This window comes from Rufibacter glacialis (assembly GCF_008271745.1).
Lineage (GTDB): Bacteria > Bacteroidota > Bacteroidia > Cytophagales > Hymenobacteraceae > Nibribacter > Nibribacter glacialis.
In genome coordinates this window covers 140,553-159,118 of the sequence record NZ_VKKZ01000020.1, presented here as the reverse complement: position 1 = coordinate 159,118, position 18,566 = coordinate 140,553, and the positions used below count along the sequence as shown (strand labels likewise).

Sequence of the window (18,566 nt, the reverse complement as noted above, 5' to 3'; positions counted from 1 at the left end):
GGGTTTTATTTCGTGACCTCTAAGGCAGACACATTTTTAGCTTATTTTCCAAAAAAATGCCCTAAAATCAGACTTGCAATTCCTTAAAACTAGAAAGGAGGAGGGCCAGTGATAAAAAAAAGTCAAACGAACATTTGACTAATTATTAAAAATCTCGTACCCTTGTTATATAAACCATGAGGCTTGCCTTGATGCCTTCCCGAAGTTGAGGCAACCTTGAATTTTCCTTGGTTTTATAAAAATGGCCAAAAAAAAGAGAGACATACGCCGCGAAGGCATCATGGAGGAAGCGGCCAAACTGTTTAAACAGAAAGGCTTCGGCGGAACCTCTATGCGAGACTTGGCCGAGCAAGTGGGGATGGACGCCGCCACCATGTATCATTATATAAAGTCGAAAGACGAGATCCTGAAGACCATCTGCTTTGATATTGCACATACCTATGTGACCCAGTTAGCAGAGATGGAAGCGTCGCCTTTTTCCTATACCCAAAAGCTGAAGGCCCTGGTACGTTTGCATATCCACCTGATGACCTCCAAAGGGGCCGAAGTTTCCGTAGCGAACAATGACTGGAAGTTTCTGTCTGAGGAGGCGCTGCAGGAATTCAAGGGGCTTCGTAACCAGTATGAGAGAAGCCTGGCCTCGATTATAGAGCAAGGAATCAAGGCTGGGGAACTGAAAGATGTGCACCCCTCGGTGGCCTTGTTTACCTTATTGTCGGCGGTGCGATGGGTAGAATTGTGGTGGAAACCAGACCGCGGGGTCACTACCCAGGAACTGGAAGATTCCATCCTGGCTATTTTATTCAGCGGGCTAGAGAATACAAAACCATGAGCAGATTCCATAAAGTAAAGATAAAGCAGGTGCACCGCGAGACGCACGACAGCGTAACCGTGACCCTGGACGTGCCCGAGGAACTGAAAGACACCTTCCGCTACACGCAGGGACAATACCTCACGTTCCGGCGGCACCACAATGGCGAAGAGCTTCGGCGGTCATACTCCATCTGCTCCAGCCCGCTGGAGAACATCTGGAAAGTGGCCATCAAGAAAGTACCGGAAGGCCGGTTCTCCTCTTTCGCCAATGAGGCGCTGCAACCAGGCGAGGAGCTGGAGGTGATGCCGCCCATGGGTAAATTCTACACCGAACTGCACCCCGAGCAGCAGAAAAGCTACGTGATGGTAGCGGCCGGCAGCGGCATCACGCCCATCCTGTCCATCATCAAAACGGTGCTGCTCTGCGAACCTAAAAGCCAGGTGCTTCTGCTTTACGGCAACCGGGGGCGCAACTCCATCATGTTCAAGGAGGAGATAGAAGGCCTCAAGAATAAATTCCTGGACCGCTTCAGCCTCTACCACGTGCTCAGCCGCGAGCACGGCGACACAGAGCTTTTGTTTGGGCGCATAGACAAGCCCAAAACCCAGCAGTTTTTGCAAAAGATCATCAAAGCAGATGACATAGATGAGTGCTTCCTGTGCGGACCTGAAGAAATGATCTTCGGGGCGAAGGAGGCCTTGGAAGAAGCGGGCGTACCCAAAGAAAAAATTCACTTTGAGCTGTTCACCACCGCCGACGGGGGGCAGAAAGCCGCTGAGAAACGGACGCGCCCAGCCGGCGAGGAAGACAAGAAAAGCCGGGTGCAGGTAAAGTTGGACGGCAACTACCTGAACCTGGAGATGTCGTACTACGGCAACACCATATTAGACGCCGCCGCTGAGACCGGGGCCGATGTACCTTATTCCTGCAAAGGAGGCGTCTGCAGCACCTGCCGCGCCAAAGTGTTGGAAGGAGAGGTGGAAATGGACGTAAACTATTCCCTGGAACCCGAAGAAGTAGCCGCCGGCTATATTCTCACTTGCCAGGCCCGGCCCCTGACTGAAAGGGTAGTGGTGGATTTTGACCAGTAAGGTAATGAAGGGGTATTCCTAGGTGGTTGCCCTTTGCTGTGAGAGACCAAAAGGATGGTTCCTGCAGGTTCCGTTTTACGGCTAATTTGAGAAAAACAGGCCAAAAGAAACCACCGGCTGGAAGGCGATTAAGAAACGTAAGTATCAGAACAACTGTTAAGAGAGGTATGGAAACGATCATAGAGAAATCACTGGAAGAAGTTTTTGAGGAGAAGATCGCCAATGACATCCGGATAGAACCTAAAGACTGGATGCCTGAGCAGTACCGCAAGACGCTGGTGCGCCAGATCTCGCAGCACGCCCACTCTGAGATTGTAGGCATGCTGCCCGAAGGCAACTGGATCACCCGCGCCCCATCGCTCAAGCGCAAAGCCATCCTGCTTTCCAAAGTGCAGGACGAGGCCGGCCACGGCTTGTACCTCTACAGCGCCGCCGAAACGCTGGGTACCACCCGCGACCAGATGATCGCTGATCTGCACTCCGGCAAAGCCAAATACTCCAGTATCTTCAACTACCCCACCTTGTCCTGGGCCGACATTGGGGCGATCGGTTGGCTCGTAGACGGGGCCGCCATCATGAACCAGGTGCCCCTGATCCGGACATCGTACGGACCTTACGCCCGGGCCATGGTGCGGGTGTGCAAGGAAGAAAGCTTCCACCAACGCCAGGGGTTCGAGATCATGATGACCCTGTGCAACGGGGCTCCCGCCCAGAAACAGATGGCCCAGGAAGCCTTCAACCGTTGGTGGTGGCCTACCCTCATGATGTTCGGACCTAAAGATTCTGAATCGCCCAACACCGAGCAATCCATGCGTTGGAAAATCAAACGGTTCACCAATGATGAGCTGCGCCAGCGCTTCGTGGACATGATGGTGCCGCAGGCGGAGTTCCTGGGGCTGACCGTCCCGGACAAGGACCTGAAGTGGAACGAAACCAAAAACGGCTATGACTTTGGTGACGTGGATTGGGAGGAGTTCTGGAACGTGGTGAAAGGCAACGGCCCCTGCAACAAAGACCGCCTTAGCGCCCGCGTGAAAGCCCACGAGGAAGGCGCCTGGGTAAGAGAAGCTGCTTTGGCCCATGCCCAGAAACGCGCCCAGCGCGAAGCACAGGCTTAATTCTGTTTTCATTCCTTCAATCACTCAATCTCACATTCATTCAATCATTCCATGAGCCAGCAAAAAGATTGGCCCCTGTGGGAAGTCTTCATCCGAAGCAAACAGGGTCTTGACCATAAACACGTAGGCAGCCTGCACGCCGCGGATGCGGAGATGGCCATCCAGAACGCCCGTGATGTCTACACCCGCCGCATGGAAGGGGTAAGCATTTGGGTGGTGGAGTCAAAGCACATCCACGCGTCCAACCCAGACGAGGCCGCCGCCTTCTTTGACCCGGCCAACGACAAAGTGTACCGCCACCCCACGTTCTATGAGGTGCCTGCGGAAATCAAAAACATGTAAGCCCTATGGATCTTCACCATACCCCAACCCCTGCGGGGCAGGAGTATCTGCCGGAAAAGCGGGCGCTGCTGCTGGACTACACGCTGCAACTCGCAGATACTAGCCTCATCTTGGGGCACCGGTTATCGGAGTGGTGCGGCCACGGCCCTATTCTGGAGCAGGACCTGGCCATGGCCAACATTGCCCTGGATTTGATAGGTGAGACGCGAAGTCTTTACCAATACGCCGCCGAACTGGAAGGCCAGAGCCGCACCGAGGATGACCTGGCGTACCTGCGCGAGGCCGTGCACTACAAGAACCCGCTTCTGGTGGAACAGCCCAATGGCGATTTCGCCCACACCATTTTGCGGCAGTTCCTCTTTGACGGATACCACTTCCTACTGCTGCAGCAATTGCAAAACAGCCCCGACCAACGGCTGGCAGCCATCGCGGCCAAGTCGTTCAAAGAAGCCAGCTACCACCTCAAATGGAGCTCAGAGTGGGTGATCCGCCTGGGCGATGGCACCGAGGAAAGCAAAGCCCGCCTCCTGAAAGCTATGGACCATCTCTGGATGTTCTCAGGTGAACTGTTCCTGATGACGGAAACGGAGCAGCAATTAGCCCAGGCAGGCATCATCCCAGATTCTGCGTCCCTGCTTCCGCAGTGGGAGGCTCACGTAGCCAAGGTTTTCGCGGAGGCCACGCTGGAGGTACCGCAGAACGTGTTCATGCAGAAAGGCGGCAAAATCGGTCGGCACTCAGAGCACCTGGGCTATATCCTCACGGAACTGCAATACCTGCAACGGGCATATCCTGGGTTGGAATGGTAAAACTGCGGAAAGCCATCCGGAGGAGCTGCGCACACTACGAGGTCAGGTTAAGACTTGACTCCAGAATCACAAGTTCTGAGTCTTGAGTCCTGAATCTGTTGATAGAACCTGCTGGCGCGTGAATAAAGTCTCGTGACTTGGGATGAATCAAGTCTCCAGACTCGCCGTGAACCACCCGCATGAAGCCATAAAACCAAAAAAAGCCTTATAAAAGTACCTCATTTACTTGTTACCTGATACGTGCTACTTGATATCCCAAAATGACTCCTGAAGAGAAAATATGGCAACTGCTGGAAGAGGTCTCAGATCCTGAGATCCCGGTCCTGAGTATTCTTGACCTGGGAGTGCTGAGGCAGGTGCAGGTGCGGGAAGACGGCAAGGTGCAGGTGACCATCACGCCCACCTATTCCGGGTGCCCAGCCATGAACACCATTGCCACTGATGTGAAGCTGAAGCTGCTGTCAGAAGGATATAAAGACGTGGCCGTGGATCTCCAACTCAGTCCCGCCTGGACCACCGACTGGCTCACGCTGGAAGGAAAGCGGAAACTGGAGGCCTATGGCATTGCGCCTCCCGTAGAACCAGACGGCGACATCCATGCCCTCTTCGGGCGGGACCCGGTGGTGAGGTGCCCCCTCTGTCAATCAAAAAGCACCAGACTGGTCAGCCAGTTTGGCTCCACCTCCTGCAAAGCCCACTACCAGTGCCAGGACTGCCTGGAACCCTTTGACTACTTCAAGTGCCTCAAATAACCCTATGAACCAAACTGACTTCATCAAATATTCCCTTGAAAACGGCGTAGCCACGCTTACCCTTAACCGGCCCCACGTCTTCAACAGCTTCAACCGCGAAATGGCCCTGGCCTTACAGGAGCGCCTGCGCCAATGCGCCGAGGATGAGGCCGTACGGGCGGTAGTGCTGACCGGAGAGGGCAAAGCCTTCTGCGCCGGGCAGGATCTGGCCGAGGCCACCGGAGCCGGAAGCATGGAAATCTCTGAGATTGTGGTACAGCATTACAACCCCATCATTCTGCTGCTGCGCGCCCTCCCCAAGCCCGTGGTGGCCGCCGTGAACGGGGTGGCCGCCGGCGCCGGGGCTAACCTGGCCCTGGCCTGTGACCTGGTCGTAGCCAAGGAATCCGCCTTGTTTATCCAAGCTTTCAGTAAAATCGGCCTTATTCCAGACAGCGCCGGCACGTTTTTCCTGCCCCGCCTGGTGGGTCTGCAGCGGGCCTCAGCCCTGATGATGACCGGCGAGAAAGTGTCTGCGCAGCAGGCAGTGCAGATGGGCATGATCTACCAGGCGTTTCCCGACGATATTTTTGAAAACGAAGCCAAAACGCTGGTGCTGAAATTGGCCCAAATGCCCACCAAAGGATTGGCCTATACCAAGCAACTCCTGAACCAGACCTTTGAGAACAACCTGGAAGAACAACTGCACCAGGAGGCAGTCTACCAGCAGAAAGCCGGTAAGACCCAGGATTTCCAGGAAGGGGTAGAAGCCTTTATCCAGAAACGCACCCCTAATTTCACCGGACAATGATAGTAGGCATCATAGGAAGCGGGGCCATGGGCGCCGGCATTGCCCAGGTCATCGCCACGGCAGGCCACAAAGTCCATTTGCTGGACAAGAACGCACAGGCCCTGGAGCGGGCACAGCAACAAATCAGAAAGGCCCTGGGCAAGATGTCCTCCAAAGGCCGTATCTCTGAAATTGACGTGATGGACATCTCAGACCGCCTGCACTTCACGGAGTCTTACCAGGATTTCGGGGATTGTGACCTGGTGGTGGAAGCCGTGGTAGAGGACCTTCAGGTAAAGCAGAATCTATTCAGAGAGGTAGAAATGATTGTCCCTCAGGATTGTATTCTGGCCACCAACACTTCTTCCTTGTCCATTGCCTCCATTGCTTCGGCCTGTGAAAAGCCTGAGCGGTTCATTGGTCTTCATTTCTTTAACCCGGCGCCCCTTATGCCGCTGGTGGAGGTGATTCCGGCGGTTCAGACGCGGGAAGGCCTGGGCGAGGAAATGAAGCAACTGGTGCAGTCCTGGGGCAAAACACCGGTGCTGGCCAAAGACACCCCCGGCTTTATTGTGAACCGGGTAGCCCGTCCGTACTACGGCGAAGCTCTTCGTCTTCTGGAGGAAGGAACTGCGGACATCGCCACTATTGACTGGGCCTTAACCCAATTTGGCGGCTTCAAGATGGGCCCGTTCACGCTCATGGACTTCATTGGTCATGACGTGAACTACCGCGTCACCGAGTCCGTTTTCGCCTCCTTTTTCTTTGATCCACGGTATAAGCCTTCCTTCACCCAGAAACGGTTGTTTGAAGCCGGCTACTTCGGACAGAAAGCGGGCCGGGGCTTCTATGATTACCGTGAAGGAGCAATTACGCCAGAACCACTTAAGGACGAGGCTTTGGGGCAAACCATCCTGCACCGCATCCTGGTCATGCTTATCAACGAGGCCATAGACGCTTTGGCCCTAAATGTAGCCTCTGCCCAAGACCTGGAACTGGCCATGATAAAAGGAGTGAACTACCCAAAAGGTCTGTTGGCCTGGGCCGATGAACTGGGCCTGGAAAAGGTGCTGGAAACTTTGGACAATCTGTACCACGAGTACCACGAAGACCGCTACCGCGCCAGCCCGCTACTGAGGAAGATGGTGCGGGAGAACAGGAGGTTTTTGGAATAATTCTTTTCTTGGAAGGGGCGGAGGTAACTCTCGCTCTATTAAGGAAATAAAGAAAGGAAAGAGCATAAAAAGGCCATCCCTTCTCCTGTCATCTTAAAAAGATCTTGTGGGCGAACTAGAAAGACGTTTACTAGCCTCTATTACCGTTCGCCACCAAGATCCTTTCAGGATGACAAAAGGGAGGAGGCAACAATAGATAAAGACTTCGGCAACAATGGGAGACCATATAAGGCCGTAGTACCAAATAGAAAGAATTTGACTTGAAACTGATTGATGCCTGCTTTTAGAAAAGTAGGCTTAAAGCAGCAATCACAGAAACCGAATCCAAATGAAGCAAGCATATCTAGTAGACGGCATCCGGACCCCCATCGGGAATTTTGGCGGGTCTTTGGCCACTGTGCGGCCCGATGACCTTGGAGCCTTGGTTATCCAGGAACTGATGAAACGCAACCCAACTGCTGACCCTACCGCCATTGCCGAGGTGGTCTTGGGCTGCGCGAACCAGGCTGGCGAAGACAACCGCAACGTAGCGCGCATGTCCTTGCTATTGGCGGGGTTGCCGTTTTCTGTGCCCGGTGAAACCGTGAACCGCCTCTGCGCCTCGGGCCTGTCGGCGGCGGTGGCGGCGGCCAGGGGCATCCAGTGCGGCGACGGGGATTTGTACGTGGCCGGCGGCCTGGAGAACATGACCCGGGGGCCTTGGGTGATCTCCAAAACCAGCACGCCTTTCGGCCGCGATGCCCAGATGTTTGACTCCAGCTTCGGGTGGCGGTTCGTGAACCCTAAAATCCACGAGGTCTTTGGTACCGATGGCATGGGCGAGACAGCCGAGAACCTGGCCCGCCGCGAAGGCATCACCCGCGAAGACCAGGATGCGTTTGCAGTCTGGTCGCAGCAGAAAGCGGCCAAAGCCCAGGAAGTCGGTATTTTTGCTGAGGAGATAGTACCAGTCAGCATTCCGCAGAAGAAGGGAGAGCCCAAGCTGTTTGCCCAGGATGAATTCCTGAAACCCACCACCACCCTGGAGGTGCTGGCTAAGCTGAAACCAGCCTTCCATAAAGAAGGCACCGTCACCGCCGGCAATGCCTCCGGGTTGAACGACGGGGCCGCGGCCTTGCTGTTCGCCTCTGAGGAAGGCTTGAAGCAATTCAACCTCACCCCTAAAGCCCGTTTTGTATCGATGGGCGCGGCCGGGGTGGAACCCAGGTACATGGGCTTCGGACCAGTGCCTTCCACCGAAATGGCGCTCAAAAGAGCCGGCCTCACCATGAAAGACATGGATTTGATTGAGATCAACGAAGCCTTCGCCTCACAGGTATTGGCTTGTACCCGCGGCTTGGGCCTTGACGACCATGATCCGCGCATCAACCCGAACGGCGGCGCAATTGCCCTAGGGCATCCGCTGGGCATGAGCGGCGCCCGAATCTTGAACGCGGCGGCGCTGGAACTGCATCGGCAGCAGAAACGCTTCGCGCTGGTGACCATGTGCGTGGGCGTGGGGCAAGGGTACGCCGCCATCATTGAACGGGTATGATTTACGAATTTAACGGCTATATCCCGGTAGTGCACGAGAGTGCCTTCCTGCATCCGCAGGCCACAGTAACGGGTAATGTGACCATTGGGAAAAACGTGTACGTGGGTCCGGGCGCAGCCATCAGGGGCGACTGGGGCGAGATCATCATTGAAGACAATTGTAACGTGCAGGAAAACTGCACCCTTCATATGTTCCCCGGCACCACCGTGCACCTGAAAGAAATGGCGCACATTGGGCACGGCGCCATCATCCACGGGGCCACCATTGGTCGGAACGTGCTGGTGGGCATGAACGCGGTGGTGATGGACCGGGTAGAAATTGGAGATGAATGCGTAGTGGGGGCGCTGTGTTTTGTACGGGCCGATGAAAAGATCCCGCCGCGCAGTGTGGTGGTGGGCAATCCGCATAAAATAGTGAAGCAGGTAACCGACGAGATGCTGGCCTGGAAAACCGAAGGTACCCAGATTTACATGCAGCTCCCGGCTGATTGCCATGCCTCCCTGAAACCTTGTGAGCCTTTGCGCGAAGCACCTGAGAACCGGAAGAAGCAGGCCTCCCATTACCAGACCTGGAACGAGCGGAAAGGGGAGTAACAAGAGAGGTTAAAGCCACCTGCTTGAGGTGGGCGAACCTGAAGATAGTCGCATAGTAGAGCAGCTATTCTCTGGAAGCAGGATATTTTTTGGCCTTTTTCGCACAATCAGGTTTAAAATGCACCTCCTGGCCAAGCCCTCCCTTTGTCATCCTGGAAGGATCTTGTGGGCGTACTAGAATAACTTTGATTTTGTGCCTTTACCATTTGCCACAAAATCCTTTCAGGATGACAGTTAAAGAGTGAGCTTAAGCGGATGAAGGATGGTGAAAGAGACTAATTACTAATAACTAACAACAAGCAACTAACAACTACCAATATGACCGCAGTAGTGCAGAATTATGCCATGGGGCAATGGATGCCCGGTTCTGGCAAAGAAAGCGAGATCTTGGACGCCGTCACTGGCGAGCATATTTACACAGCCTTCAGCGGCGGGGTTGATTTTGAAGCTATGCTGGAATACGGCCGCGCAAAAGGAAACAAAGCCCTCCGTAAAATGACGTTCCAAGAGCGGGGCCGCATGCTCAAGGCTTTGGCGCTGCACCTCCTGGACCGCAAAGAAGATTTCTACCATCTCAGTTTCCGCACCGGGGCCACCCGCGCTGATAGTTGGGTGGACATTGAAGGCGGCATCGGGAACCTGTTCGCCTATGCCTCTTTGCGTCGGCAATTCCCTGATAAGCCGTATTACGTGGAGGATGAACCCATTGGCCTGTCAAAAGGTGGCACGTTCATGGGGCACCACATCCTGGTTCCCAAAGAAGGCGTGGCGGTGCACATCAACGCGTATAATTTTCCGGTTTGGGGTATGCTGGAGAAGATTGCCGTGAACCTACTGGCAGGCATGCCGGCCATTGTGAAGCCTGCACCCATTACCGCTTTCCTTACCGAGGCAGTGGTACGCGAGATCATCCATTCCAAGCTTTTGCCCGAAGGAGCCTTGCAACTGGTAACCGGTTCTGGCGAAGGCATCCTGGACCACCTCACCTACCAGGATGTGGTCACGTTTACCGGTTCAGCCCATACGGGCAGGTTACTGAAGGCCCACCCACGGCTCATCCAGGAAGCCGTCCCCTTCACCATGGAAGCGGATTCCCTAAACAGCTCGGTGTTAGGTGAAGACGCCGTACCCGGTACGGTAGAGTTTGATTTGTTTATCAAGGAGATCCGCAAGGAGATCACCGGCAAGGCCGGACAGAAATGTACGGCCATCCGGCGCGCTATTGTGCCGGAGAATCTGGTAGAGGACGTGCAGATCGCCTTGGGCAGGGAATTAGCCAAAACCGCCATTGGTGATCCGCAGGCCGAAGGAGTGCGGATGGGCGCTTTGGTGGGCCGTGAGCAACTCAAGAAGCTGCGTGAGCAGGTGAAGGAACTGGCCAAACAAACGCCCATCGTCTATGGCGACCTGGACAAGGTGAACCTCATTGGGGCGGACCAGGAGAAAGGCGCTTTTATCTCCCCCATTGTGATGCTGAACCCAGAGCCGTTCCGTTTTACGGCAACCCATGACGTAGAAGCCTTCGGGCCGGTGGCCACGCTGATGCCCTATAAAGACCTGGGGGAAGCCATTGAACTGACCAAACTGGGCAAAGGCTCTCTGGTGGCCTCCATCGCCACCGCTGATCCCGCCGTTGCCCAGGAATTCGCCATCGGCGCAGCCTCTCACCACGGGCGTATTCTGGTACTGGACAGTTCCTGCGCGAAGGAAAGTACTGGGCACGGGTCTCCCATGCCTATGCTCATCCACGGGGGGCCGGGGAGGGCCGGGGGTGGCGAGGAAATGGGCGGTATCCGGGGCGTGAAGCACTTCATGCAGCGCACCGCCATCCAGGGATCGCCCACCATGATCACGGCCATTACGGGGGTGTACCAGCCAGGGGCGAAGCAGATAGAGAAAGACGTCCACCCGTTCCGGAAGCATTTTGAGGAACTGGAGATCTCGGAGACCTGGGTGACCCACCGCCATACCGTTACCGAAGCTGACATCACCAACTTCGCCAACGTTTCGGGCGACCACTTCTATGCGCACGTTGACGCCACCTCGTTGGAAGGCACTTTGTTCACCGGTCGGGTAGCCCACGGTTACTACATCCTATCCAAAGCCGCCGGTATGTTCGTGGACCCCAAAAAAGGTCCGGTACTGCTGAACTATGGCCTGGAGAATTGCCGCTTCACCAAACCCGTTTATCCAGGCATGACCATTGGGGTAAAACTGACGGTAAAAGAAAAAGTGGCCCAGGAGAAACGCAATGAGGAAGACGTAGCTAAAGGCATTGTGAAGTGGCTTGTAGACGTCACCGATGAAACCGGCGAAACTGTGGCCATTGCCACCATCATGACCATGGTGAAGAAGCGGGATCAGGGGTGATAGATTTGGAGATGAGGAAATTTGAAGGTTTGGAGATTGGAAGATGTGAAGATGCCTCCTTTCCAAGGTAAAATTTCGATTTTGACCTGTTTTGGTGAAATCAGTTCTAAAACGGGATCCTCTTTCTTTGGCGCGAGACTCTGGTTTCGTGACTGAGGTTGGGGCGATCCTCCAGAAACGGCGAAAGCTACCTTCGCATCCTTCAGATCCACTAAACGTAATGTCGCTGCTGATGCAGCGAGGGTAGTCATAGACGACCCATCATCCCCAGGCGCGAATCTTCAGACTCGCACTAGTAAAACTTAAGGATAAAAAGTAAAAAAATACACCCTAAAATGACAGAAGCCGGCCACGTAACCCTTGCCATTGACGAAGCAGGAATAGGTACTATCACGTTCTTTCATCCTTCCCATAACTCCTTGCCCGGAGCCCTTTTACAACAGTTAGCTCAAACTATTACCCAAGCTGGGCAAGAGGAGCGGGTGAAGGTGGTGGTTTTGAAAAGCGAAGGGGAAAGGACCTTCTGCGCCGGGGCCTCTTTTGATGAACTCATTTTCATTGAAGACAAGGAACAGGGGTTTGCCTTTTTCTCTGGTTTTGCGAAAGTGATCAATGCATGCCGCACTTCCCCTAAAATTATCCTGGGCCGGGTGCAGGGCAAGGCCATTGGCGGCGGGGTAGGCGTGGCCGCTGCCACCGACTATTGCTTTGCCACCCAGCACGCGGCGGTGAAGTTGAGTGAGATTGCCGTGGGCATTGGTCCGTTTGTGGTGGGGCCGGCGGTAGAACGCAAGATAGGGGTATCGGCTTTCTCTCAATTGGCCTTGGATGCCACTGAATTCAGAAGTGCCGCCTGGGCGAAGGAAAAAAGCTTGTACGCCGAGGTGTATGAGACGGTAGAGGAACTGGATGCCGCCGTGTTGGCCTTCGCGCAGAAACTAGCCAGCTATAACCCAGAGGCCCTGTCTGCCTTAAAAAAAGTTTTCTGGCAGGGGACAGAGCATTGGGAACAGTTGCTGGTGGAACGCGCCGGCATCAGTGGTACCTTGGTGTTATCTGAATTTACCCGGTCGTTTATCCAGGGTTTTAAGAAAAGTAGCAGATAAACTGCTAATCAAGGCATAAACTTGATAAGGCTTTAGGTCTTTTGATGATATTTCCTTAAAATTACTTTTTCTAGAGAGGAAAAGTAACATGGCCTTCGCCTATAAAAGAATCATCGTCAAAATCGGTTCCAACGTGCTCACCCAGGGGAATGGCCTGCCAGATGAAGCCCGCATGCAGCATCTGGTGGACCAAATCGCTGCCTTGAAAAAGGAAGGCAAGGAGGTGATTCTGGTTTCTTCCGGGGCCGTAGCTGCCGGCCGAAGCCTTTTAGGTACCCCAGAGAAAACCGATGCCGTTAGTTCGCGGCAGTTGCTGGCCTCTGTGGGGCAGGTGAAGTTGATTAATACGTACGCCCAGCTCTTCGGCCAGCACCACCTTACCTGCGCCCAGGTGCTGGTGACCAAAGAAGACTTCCGGGACCGGGGGCATTACCTGAACATGAAGAACTGCTTTCAGGTGTTGCTCCAGAACAGCGTTATCCCGGTGGTGAATGAAAACGATGTGGTCTCGGTCACCGAACTGATGTTCACCGATAACGACGAACTGGCGGGCCTCATCGCCTCTATGCTCAACGCCGACGCCTTGCTGATCTTGAGCAACGTGAACGGCATATACAACGGTGACCCCAAAGACCCCAGTAGCCAGGTGATTCAGGAAATAAATGCCTCGTCGGCTAGTTTTGTCCCGTTTGTGACGGCGCAACGGTCACAGTTTGGGCGCGGGGGCATGCTCACCAAATGTTCTATGGCCCGCAAGGTGGCGCAATTGGGCATACCCGTGCACATCGCCAATGGTAAAACCGAACATGTCCTGCGCCTTCTGTTAAACGGGGAGCTGGAACATTCGCGGTTCAGCCCAGATAAATCACGGTCCGGTAAAAAGAAGTGGGTGGCGCATTCGGGCACTTTCGCCAAAGGGGTGGTGCAGGTCAATGAGGGAGCCAAGACGGCCCTTAGTTCTACTGCCAAAGCGGTGAGCCTATTGCCGGTAGGGGTGGTCCAGATCCAGGGCACCTTCCAGAAAGGGGACATCGTGAAACTGGTTGATGAGCAGCACCACGAATTGGGGTACGGGATTGCAGAGTATGGGTCAGAAAAAGCCCTGGAGCGCTTGGGCCAGCAAAAACAGAAGCCGCTCGTGCATTATGACTACCTGTTCCTTAGTCCTTCCCCCGCTGGCGTTTAGTGAGTAATTTTCAAAAAGCCCCTGAAAACGGAGGGGCACCCTTTACCTCACCCCAGGCCCTTATTCCCATGGAGTACACCCACTTTTTCAAAAAAGCTTTGGCGGCTAGCCGCGCAGCAGCCGTCCTGTCACCAGACCAGGTAAACGCGGTTCTTCGCGAGGTGGCGGCGCAGGCCCGGGAGAAAACGGATTTCCTGCTGGAGGCCAATGCCCAGGATTTAGCCCGAATGGAGGCAGCAGACCCGGCCTACGACCGCCTCAAACTCACACCCGCCCGATTGCAGGACCTGGCCCAGGATCTGGAGAAAGTGGCTTCCCTGACTTCGCCCCTGGGCCAGGTCTTGCTGCAGAAATCTTTGCCTAATGGTCTTTCCCTCTCCAAGGTGCGGGTTCCCTTGGGAGTAGTAGGGGTGATTTATGAGGCCCGCCCCAACGTGACCTTTGATGTGTTCTCGCTTTGCCTGAAAACCGGGAACGCGTGCCTTCTGAAAGGAGGTAGTAACGCCCATTTTTCTAACCAGGCCATTGTGTCGCTTCTGCACCAGGTGCTGGAGCGGCAGGGGCTGGACGCGGGGTTAGTTACCTTACTGCCCCCGGAACGGGAAGCAACGCAAGCCCTCTTGCAGGCGGTAGGGTACGTAGATGTGCTGATTCCCAGGGGAAGCCAGGGGTTGATTGACTATGTGCGTCAGCAGGCCAAGGTGCCGGTTATTGAAACCGGGGCGGGCATTGTGCATACGTATTTTGATGTTTCCGCTGATCTGGAAATGGGCCGCCAGGTGATTTTAAACGCCAAAACCCGGCGGGTGAGTGTCTGCAACGCCCTGGATTGCCTGTTGGTGCACGAACACCGGGTGATTGATCTTCCTCTTCTGGCAGCGCCCTTAGCGGAAGCAGGGGTGGAGGTTTTTGCCGATGCGCCCGCCTTTGCCGCTTTACAGGGCGAATACCCCGCGGCCTTGTTGCATCCGGCTACGGAGGAACACTTCGGCACCGAGTTTCTGGCCCTCAAAATTGCCATCAAGACCGTAGCCGATCTACCGGCCGCCCTGGACCATATTTCCCTCCACAGCTCTAAACACAGTGAAGCCATTCTGGCCGAAGACCCTTTAGCCATTGAAACCTTTTTGAACAGCGTTGATGCCGCTGCTGTCTACGCCAACGCATCCACTGCCTTTACAGATGGAGCTCAATTCGGCTTGGGTGCCGAGATTGGCATCAGTACCCAAAAGCTGCATGCCCGGGGGCCAATGGGCTTGGAAGAACTGACCAGCTACAAATGGATCGTGCGCGGAAACGGCCAAACCCGTTCTTAACCCCTCGTTTAAGGGCGATTATTTGAAATTCAAGCGGAAAAGGGTATCATTGTCTTCTTGTACCCTTTCCTTGGCAAACGCCATTTTTCGATGTCTTTTTTGAAAAACACCCCTAAAATCCTGCCTCTTCTCGTTTTGATTTTCCTGGCTATGGCCTGCCGGTCCTCCCAAACCGTTTCCTTGCCTAAAGGGGTACCCATCGTGACCCGGGCGCAATGGGGGGCGGCGCCGTCGGTGCTGCCCATGAAAACGCATGTCCCTAAGAAAATCACTTTGCACCACACGGCCGTCAAACAGAACCCTGACCGGACCCTGGCCGCGAAACTCCAGGCCCTGCAGAAATTCTCCATGGAGCGAAGCCAACTTTCAGGTGGGCGCATGAAAGAACCCTGGGCCGACATACCCTACCATTTCTACATTGATGTGCACGGGGAAATAGGCGAGGGGCGCCCGCTCCAGTACGTGGGCGACTCCAACACGCCTTATGACCCCACGGGCCACGCGTTAATTGTGTTGGAAGGGAATTTTGAGGTGGAGAAAGTAAGTGCGGCCCAGCGGCAAAGTCTGGAGAGGCTGATGGTCGCCTTGGCCAAGCGCTGGAACATCACCCAAGACCACATCTCCGGCCATAAAGACAACGCCTCTACCGCCTGCCCCGGGGCTGACCTCTACCATATGTTGCCCCAGTTACGTACTTTGGTTTCGTCTTCCCGCTAAGGAAATACCCAGAAATCAGACTTCTTCTTATGAAAACGCTGCTTCTTATTGATATCCAGAATGACTTCCTGCCGGGTGGTGCTTTGGCGGTGCCAGAGGGAGATGCCATTCTTGGGGTGGTCAACGCCTTGCAACCGCAATTTGACCTGGTGGTGGCCACGCAGGATTGGCACCCACTGGGGCATAAAAGCTTCGCCTCGCAACACCCTGGCCAACACGTGTTTGCCAAAACCGTACTCCAGGGGCTTCCCCAGGTCCTGTGGCCAGACCATTGCGTGCAAGGCACCTGGGGAGCAGCGTTCTCCCCGGACCTGAACCTGAATAAAGTGGAGGCCGTCTTCCGAAAAGGCATGGACCCTGAAATTGATTCTTATAGCGGGTTTTATGACAATGGGCACCGCAAGTCCACGGCCTTGGCCGAATACCTGAAAGCGAAAGGCACCCAGGAGGTCTATCTGGTTGGTCTGGCCGCAGATTACTGCGTGTATTTTTCGGCTTTAGATGCCTTGCAAGAGGATTTCCAGGTATTTCTTGTCCAGGATGCCACCCGCGCCATTGACCCTACAGGTTTTGAGCGGGCCAAAGCAGACCTACTGGCTAAGGGCGGGAAAGTGATTTCAAGTCAGGAGCTATTATCCTGATATAGCCTGTTCCAGGCCTGTTTTTCTTAAAGCAGGCCCGGAACGGGAATAGGGATTACGCTCCTTTGGTTTGCGCGGTAGTCCTTAACTGAACAATTAAGGCTAATTTTTTCTCGTGCAGTTGTTCCTCCAGGCCTACCTTGTAGAGATGGGGGTTGAGGAAACGGCGGTAGGTGCCATGCAGGAGTTGCAATTGTTCCTTCGTTCGTTGCTGGATAGCCCGCAGATCCGGGGAAGTGTATACCTGCTCCCCGGCTTTGAAAACCGGCACCAGCAAGTCTTCGTGAACACACTCCTGCGTGAAGTTCTTCCGCTGGGTAGGGTCATTGGGGTGCACCATGGTAACCGCCGGGCTAATGCCTAAAGGCTCAGAGTAAATCATGTCTCCCACCAAGGCGCCCTCCTTGGAAAACCGCCGTACCTGCAAGATTCCTGGGGTAGAGATCTTTGCCAGCTGTTCAGAAAGCTTCACTTTATACTCCCATTCCCCGTTTGGCTGGCGCAGGGCGGCCAACTTATAAACCCCGCCCAGGGCGGGCTGGTCATAGGCCGTTACTAGTTTGGTGCCAATGCCCCAGGTATCAATTTTGGCCCCTTGCAGCTTAAGGCTTTCAATGAGGTATTCGTCCAGGTCATTACTGGCCAGAATGGCCACTTGGGAGAAACCCGCTTCGTCCAGCATCCGGCGGCCTTCAATGCTCAGGTAAGCCAAGTCTCCTGAATCAAGCCGGATCCCCTTTAGCTCAGCCCCATTTTTGCGCATTTCCCTGGCCACCTCAATTGCCTTCTGAATGCCCTCTAAAGTATGGTAGGTGTCTACCAGAAACACAGAATCGTGCGGGAAAACCTCGGCGTACGCCGCAAACGATTCCTGCTCCTCCTCAAACGACATTACCCAACTATGGGCGTGGGTGCCTTTGACCGGGATATTGAATAACTGGCCGGCCAACACGTTGGAGGTGGCGGCTACGCCTCCAATAAAGGCCGCCCGGGCCGCTGATAAGGCCCCGTCTGGACCCTGGGCCCGACGCATTCCAAATTCCAGGACAGGATCACCCTGGGCGGCCTCTACCACCCGGGCAGCCTTGGTGGCCACCAGGGTTTGGAAATTGAGGATGGTCAGCAGCGGTGTTTCCAGTAACTGGCACTGCAGGATAGGGCCTTTGATGCGGAGGAGGGGCTCATTGGGGAAGACCACGGTTCCTTCTGGAATGGCGTCTACATCACAGGTGAAAGTGAGGTCCCGCAAATGCTGCAGGAAACCTTCCTCAAAGAGGGGTTGTCCCTGGCTTCCGGTCAGGGCTTTAAGGTAGGTTAGGTCCCCTTCGGTGAACTTGAAATTCTGGAGCAGGTCCAGCGCATCTGCCAGGCCGGCGCACACGGTATAGCCTCCTTTGAAAGGGTTTTTCCGGAAATACAGGTGAAAGACCGCTTCCTGTTCGGCCAGGCCTTTTTTCCAGTAGCCTTGGGCCATGGTAAGCTGGTACATGTCCGTGAGCAGGGTAAGGGAGAGCTGGTAGCGTTGGCTGATGGTCATGAGGCATTTGAATTTAGGGGTCTTTAGAGGAAGGGCAAAAGTAAAACCCTTTCCGGGCCGCCGCAAAGAAACCGGCCAATTTCCTAGTGGAACTGATTGGTTCTACGGAGGCATGAAAAGCCGAATGGATTCTTTTATCAACGGTCAAGAAATATGGAAATGGTATTGAAACTTATCAAGAAAAAATATACCTTTACTATATAAGAATCGTATAATAGTTACGCACTACAACCGGTAGTGCGGGTTTTCCATGTAGTGCAATAGGGACCCTTAAAAAAACAGGACATCATGAAGAAAGACCAGTTATCTACCCTGATTGCCGTTGGATTCTTCGCTGGTACGTTTGTAATAGCGTTCACTTCCAATGACAGTGACACTGCGGCTATGCGGGTTTTGGCCTACTTAGCCATTGGTTGTTTACTCTCCCTCGTTGCTATCTTCTGGGACAGAATCATAGGTTCCTCAGAAAGCAAACCCCCTGCCACACCTAGTGCCTCCAACAAAGAAGCCGAAAGCTTCACTGCCAGGTTCAATGACATGTATGTATCGCCTGATTCCAGGAAAAACCAACGGACGCTACACGATGACACTTCCGTGACCGGAAGCCCCATCTAATTCCACCTTAACTGCCTTGCGTATGAAATAAAACTACATTTCGTTTTTTACCTGGAAGCCCTGTCTAAATGGTGGGGCTTC

18 protein-coding genes are annotated in these 18,566 nt (G+C 54.3%); 17 read left to right on the top strand and 1 reads right to left on the bottom strand.

Going from position 1 to position 18,566, the window contains the following annotated elements:
* Positions 1-241 precede the first annotated feature (241 nt).
* The 16 genes from FOE74_RS08885 to pncA all read left to right on the top strand — a co-directional run bounded on the left by FOE74_RS08885 (position 242) and on the right by pncA (position 16,333).
* The gene (locus FOE74_RS08885; protein WP_149098256.1) at positions 242-832 is read left to right on the top strand and encodes a TetR/AcrR family transcriptional regulator; all 591 of its coding nucleotides are present in this window, start codon (positions 242-244) and stop codon (positions 830-832) included.
* Positions 829-1,905, top strand: coding sequence for a 1,2-phenylacetyl-CoA epoxidase subunit PaaE (gene paaE / locus FOE74_RS08880; protein ID WP_149098255.1), 1,077 nt, complete (start codon positions 829-831; stop codon positions 1,903-1,905). The genes FOE74_RS08885 and paaE overlap by 4 nt, the downstream gene beginning before the upstream one ends.
* A 167-nt stretch (positions 1,906-2,072) precedes the next feature.
* Positions 2,073-3,023, top strand: coding sequence for a 1,2-phenylacetyl-CoA epoxidase subunit PaaA (gene paaA / locus FOE74_RS08875; RefSeq protein ID WP_149098254.1), 951 nt, complete (start codon positions 2,073-2,075; stop codon positions 3,021-3,023).
* Between the two features lie 51 nt (positions 3,024-3,074).
* On the top strand, positions 3,075-3,365 hold the full coding sequence (paaB, locus tag FOE74_RS08870) for a 1,2-phenylacetyl-CoA epoxidase subunit PaaB (RefSeq protein ID WP_149098253.1): 291 nt from the start codon (positions 3,075-3,077) through the stop codon (positions 3,363-3,365).
* Between the two features lie 5 nt (positions 3,366-3,370).
* A complete protein-coding gene (paaC, locus tag FOE74_RS08865; protein ID WP_149098252.1) occupies positions 3,371-4,174 on the top strand; it encodes a 1,2-phenylacetyl-CoA epoxidase subunit PaaC in 804 nt (267 codons plus the stop codon).
* 260 nt (positions 4,175-4,434) lie between these two features.
* Complete coding sequence (paaD, locus tag FOE74_RS08860; protein ID WP_149098251.1) at positions 4,435-4,926, top strand: 1,2-phenylacetyl-CoA epoxidase subunit PaaD; 492 nt, start codon at positions 4,435-4,437, stop codon at positions 4,924-4,926.
* A gap of 4 nt (positions 4,927-4,930) precedes the next feature.
* On the top strand, positions 4,931-5,716 hold the full coding sequence (locus FOE74_RS08855; RefSeq protein WP_149098250.1) for an enoyl-CoA hydratase-related protein: 786 nt from the start codon (positions 4,931-4,933) through the stop codon (positions 5,714-5,716).
* Positions 5,713-6,870: a 3-hydroxyacyl-CoA dehydrogenase NAD-binding domain-containing protein gene (locus FOE74_RS08850; RefSeq protein WP_149098249.1), complete on the top strand. Its 1,158-nt coding sequence runs from the start codon at positions 5,713-5,715 to the stop codon at positions 6,868-6,870. Before FOE74_RS08855 ends, FOE74_RS08850 begins: the two co-directional genes overlap by 4 nt.
* A 328-nt stretch (positions 6,871-7,198) precedes the next feature.
* Positions 7,199-8,404: a 3-oxoadipyl-CoA thiolase gene (gene pcaF / locus FOE74_RS08845; protein WP_149098248.1), complete on the top strand. Its 1,206-nt coding sequence runs from the start codon at positions 7,199-7,201 to the stop codon at positions 8,402-8,404.
* Complete coding sequence (locus FOE74_RS08840) at positions 8,401-8,997, top strand: acyltransferase (protein WP_149098247.1); 597 nt, start codon at positions 8,401-8,403, stop codon at positions 8,995-8,997. The genes pcaF and FOE74_RS08840 overlap by 4 nt, the downstream gene beginning before the upstream one ends.
* A gap of 318 nt (positions 8,998-9,315) precedes the next feature.
* Positions 9,316-11,367 (top strand): phenylacetic acid degradation bifunctional protein PaaZ, encoded by a 2,052-nt coding sequence (paaZ, locus tag FOE74_RS08835; protein WP_149098246.1) that lies wholly within the window; start codon positions 9,316-9,318, stop codon positions 11,365-11,367.
* A 335-nt stretch (positions 11,368-11,702) separates the two neighbouring features.
* Positions 11,703-12,473, top strand: coding sequence for an enoyl-CoA hydratase/isomerase family protein (locus tag FOE74_RS08830; protein WP_149098245.1), 771 nt, complete (start codon positions 11,703-11,705; stop codon positions 12,471-12,473).
* A gap of 88 nt (positions 12,474-12,561) precedes the next feature.
* A complete protein-coding gene (gene proB / locus FOE74_RS08825) occupies positions 12,562-13,659 on the top strand; it encodes a glutamate 5-kinase (RefSeq protein WP_149098244.1) in 1,098 nt (365 codons plus the stop codon).
* A 68-nt stretch (positions 13,660-13,727) separates the two neighbouring features.
* Positions 13,728-14,975: a glutamate-5-semialdehyde dehydrogenase gene (locus FOE74_RS08820; protein WP_149098243.1), complete on the top strand. Its 1,248-nt coding sequence runs from the start codon at positions 13,728-13,730 to the stop codon at positions 14,973-14,975.
* A gap of 90 nt (positions 14,976-15,065) precedes the next feature.
* Positions 15,066-15,692, top strand: a complete 627-nt coding sequence (locus tag FOE74_RS08815; protein ID WP_225840747.1) for a peptidoglycan recognition protein family protein — start codon at positions 15,066-15,068, stop codon at positions 15,690-15,692.
* A 29-nt stretch (positions 15,693-15,721) separates the two neighbouring features.
* The gene (pncA, locus tag FOE74_RS08810) at positions 15,722-16,333 is read left to right on the top strand and encodes a bifunctional nicotinamidase/pyrazinamidase (protein ID WP_149098242.1); all 612 of its coding nucleotides are present in this window, start codon (positions 15,722-15,724) and stop codon (positions 16,331-16,333) included.
* Between the two features lie 55 nt (positions 16,334-16,388).
* Here the strand turns inward: pncA and FOE74_RS08805 are convergent, their stop codons facing one another.
* The gene (locus tag FOE74_RS08805) at positions 16,389-17,870 is read right to left on the bottom strand and encodes a nicotinate phosphoribosyltransferase (RefSeq protein ID WP_149098241.1); all 1,482 of its coding nucleotides are present in this window, start codon (positions 17,868-17,870) and stop codon (positions 16,389-16,391) included.
* Positions 17,871-18,158: 288 nt separating this feature from the next.
* Here FOE74_RS08805 and FOE74_RS08800 point away from each other — a divergent pair, with 288 nt between their 5' ends.
* Positions 18,159-18,485, top strand: coding sequence for a hypothetical protein (locus FOE74_RS08800; RefSeq protein ID WP_149098240.1), 327 nt, complete (start codon positions 18,159-18,161; stop codon positions 18,483-18,485).
* The last annotated feature ends 81 nt before the right edge of the window (positions 18,486-18,566 follow it).

Excerpts from the sequence above, each read along its gene's own strand:
- paaZ (WP_149098246.1), top strand. The coding sequence starts at position 9,316 with ATGACCGCAGTAGTGCAGAATTATGCCATGGGGCAATGGATGCCCGGT.
- proB (WP_149098244.1), top strand. The coding sequence starts at position 12,562 with ATGGCCTTCGCCTATAAAAGAATCATCGTCAAAATCGGTTCCAACGTG.
- FOE74_RS08800 (WP_149098240.1), top strand. The coding sequence starts at position 18,159 with ATGAAGAAAGACCAGTTATCTACCCTGATTGCCGTTGGATTCTTCGCT.
- FOE74_RS08805 (WP_149098241.1), bottom strand. The coding sequence starts at position 17,870 with ATGACCATCAGCCAACGCTACCAGCTCTCCCTTACCCTGCTCACGGAC.
- FOE74_RS08815 (WP_225840747.1), top strand. The coding sequence starts at position 15,066 with ATGTCTTTTTTGAAAAACACCCCTAAAATCCTGCCTCTTCTCGTTTTG.
- paaD (WP_149098251.1), top strand. The coding sequence starts at position 4,435 with ATGACTCCTGAAGAGAAAATATGGCAACTGCTGGAAGAGGTCTCAGAT.
- FOE74_RS08850 (WP_149098249.1), top strand. The coding sequence starts at position 5,713 with ATGATAGTAGGCATCATAGGAAGCGGGGCCATGGGCGCCGGCATTGCC.
- paaA (WP_149098254.1), top strand. The coding sequence starts at position 2,073 with ATGGAAACGATCATAGAGAAATCACTGGAAGAAGTTTTTGAGGAGAAG.
- paaE (WP_149098255.1), top strand. The coding sequence starts at position 829 with ATGAGCAGATTCCATAAAGTAAAGATAAAGCAGGTGCACCGCGAGACG.
- FOE74_RS08830 (WP_149098245.1), top strand. The coding sequence starts at position 11,703 with ATGACAGAAGCCGGCCACGTAACCCTTGCCATTGACGAAGCAGGAATA.
- FOE74_RS08885 (WP_149098256.1), top strand. The coding sequence starts at position 242 with ATGGCCAAAAAAAAGAGAGACATACGCCGCGAAGGCATCATGGAGGAA.
- FOE74_RS08840 (WP_149098247.1), top strand. The coding sequence starts at position 8,401 with ATGATTTACGAATTTAACGGCTATATCCCGGTAGTGCACGAGAGTGCC.
- paaC (WP_149098252.1), top strand. The coding sequence starts at position 3,371 with ATGGATCTTCACCATACCCCAACCCCTGCGGGGCAGGAGTATCTGCCG.
- paaB (WP_149098253.1), top strand. The coding sequence starts at position 3,075 with ATGAGCCAGCAAAAAGATTGGCCCCTGTGGGAAGTCTTCATCCGAAGC.
- pcaF (WP_149098248.1), top strand. The coding sequence starts at position 7,199 with ATGAAGCAAGCATATCTAGTAGACGGCATCCGGACCCCCATCGGGAAT.
- FOE74_RS08820 (WP_149098243.1), top strand. The coding sequence starts at position 13,728 with ATGGAGTACACCCACTTTTTCAAAAAAGCTTTGGCGGCTAGCCGCGCA.
- pncA (WP_149098242.1), top strand. The coding sequence starts at position 15,722 with ATGAAAACGCTGCTTCTTATTGATATCCAGAATGACTTCCTGCCGGGT.
- FOE74_RS08855 (WP_149098250.1), top strand. The coding sequence starts at position 4,931 with ATGAACCAAACTGACTTCATCAAATATTCCCTTGAAAACGGCGTAGCC.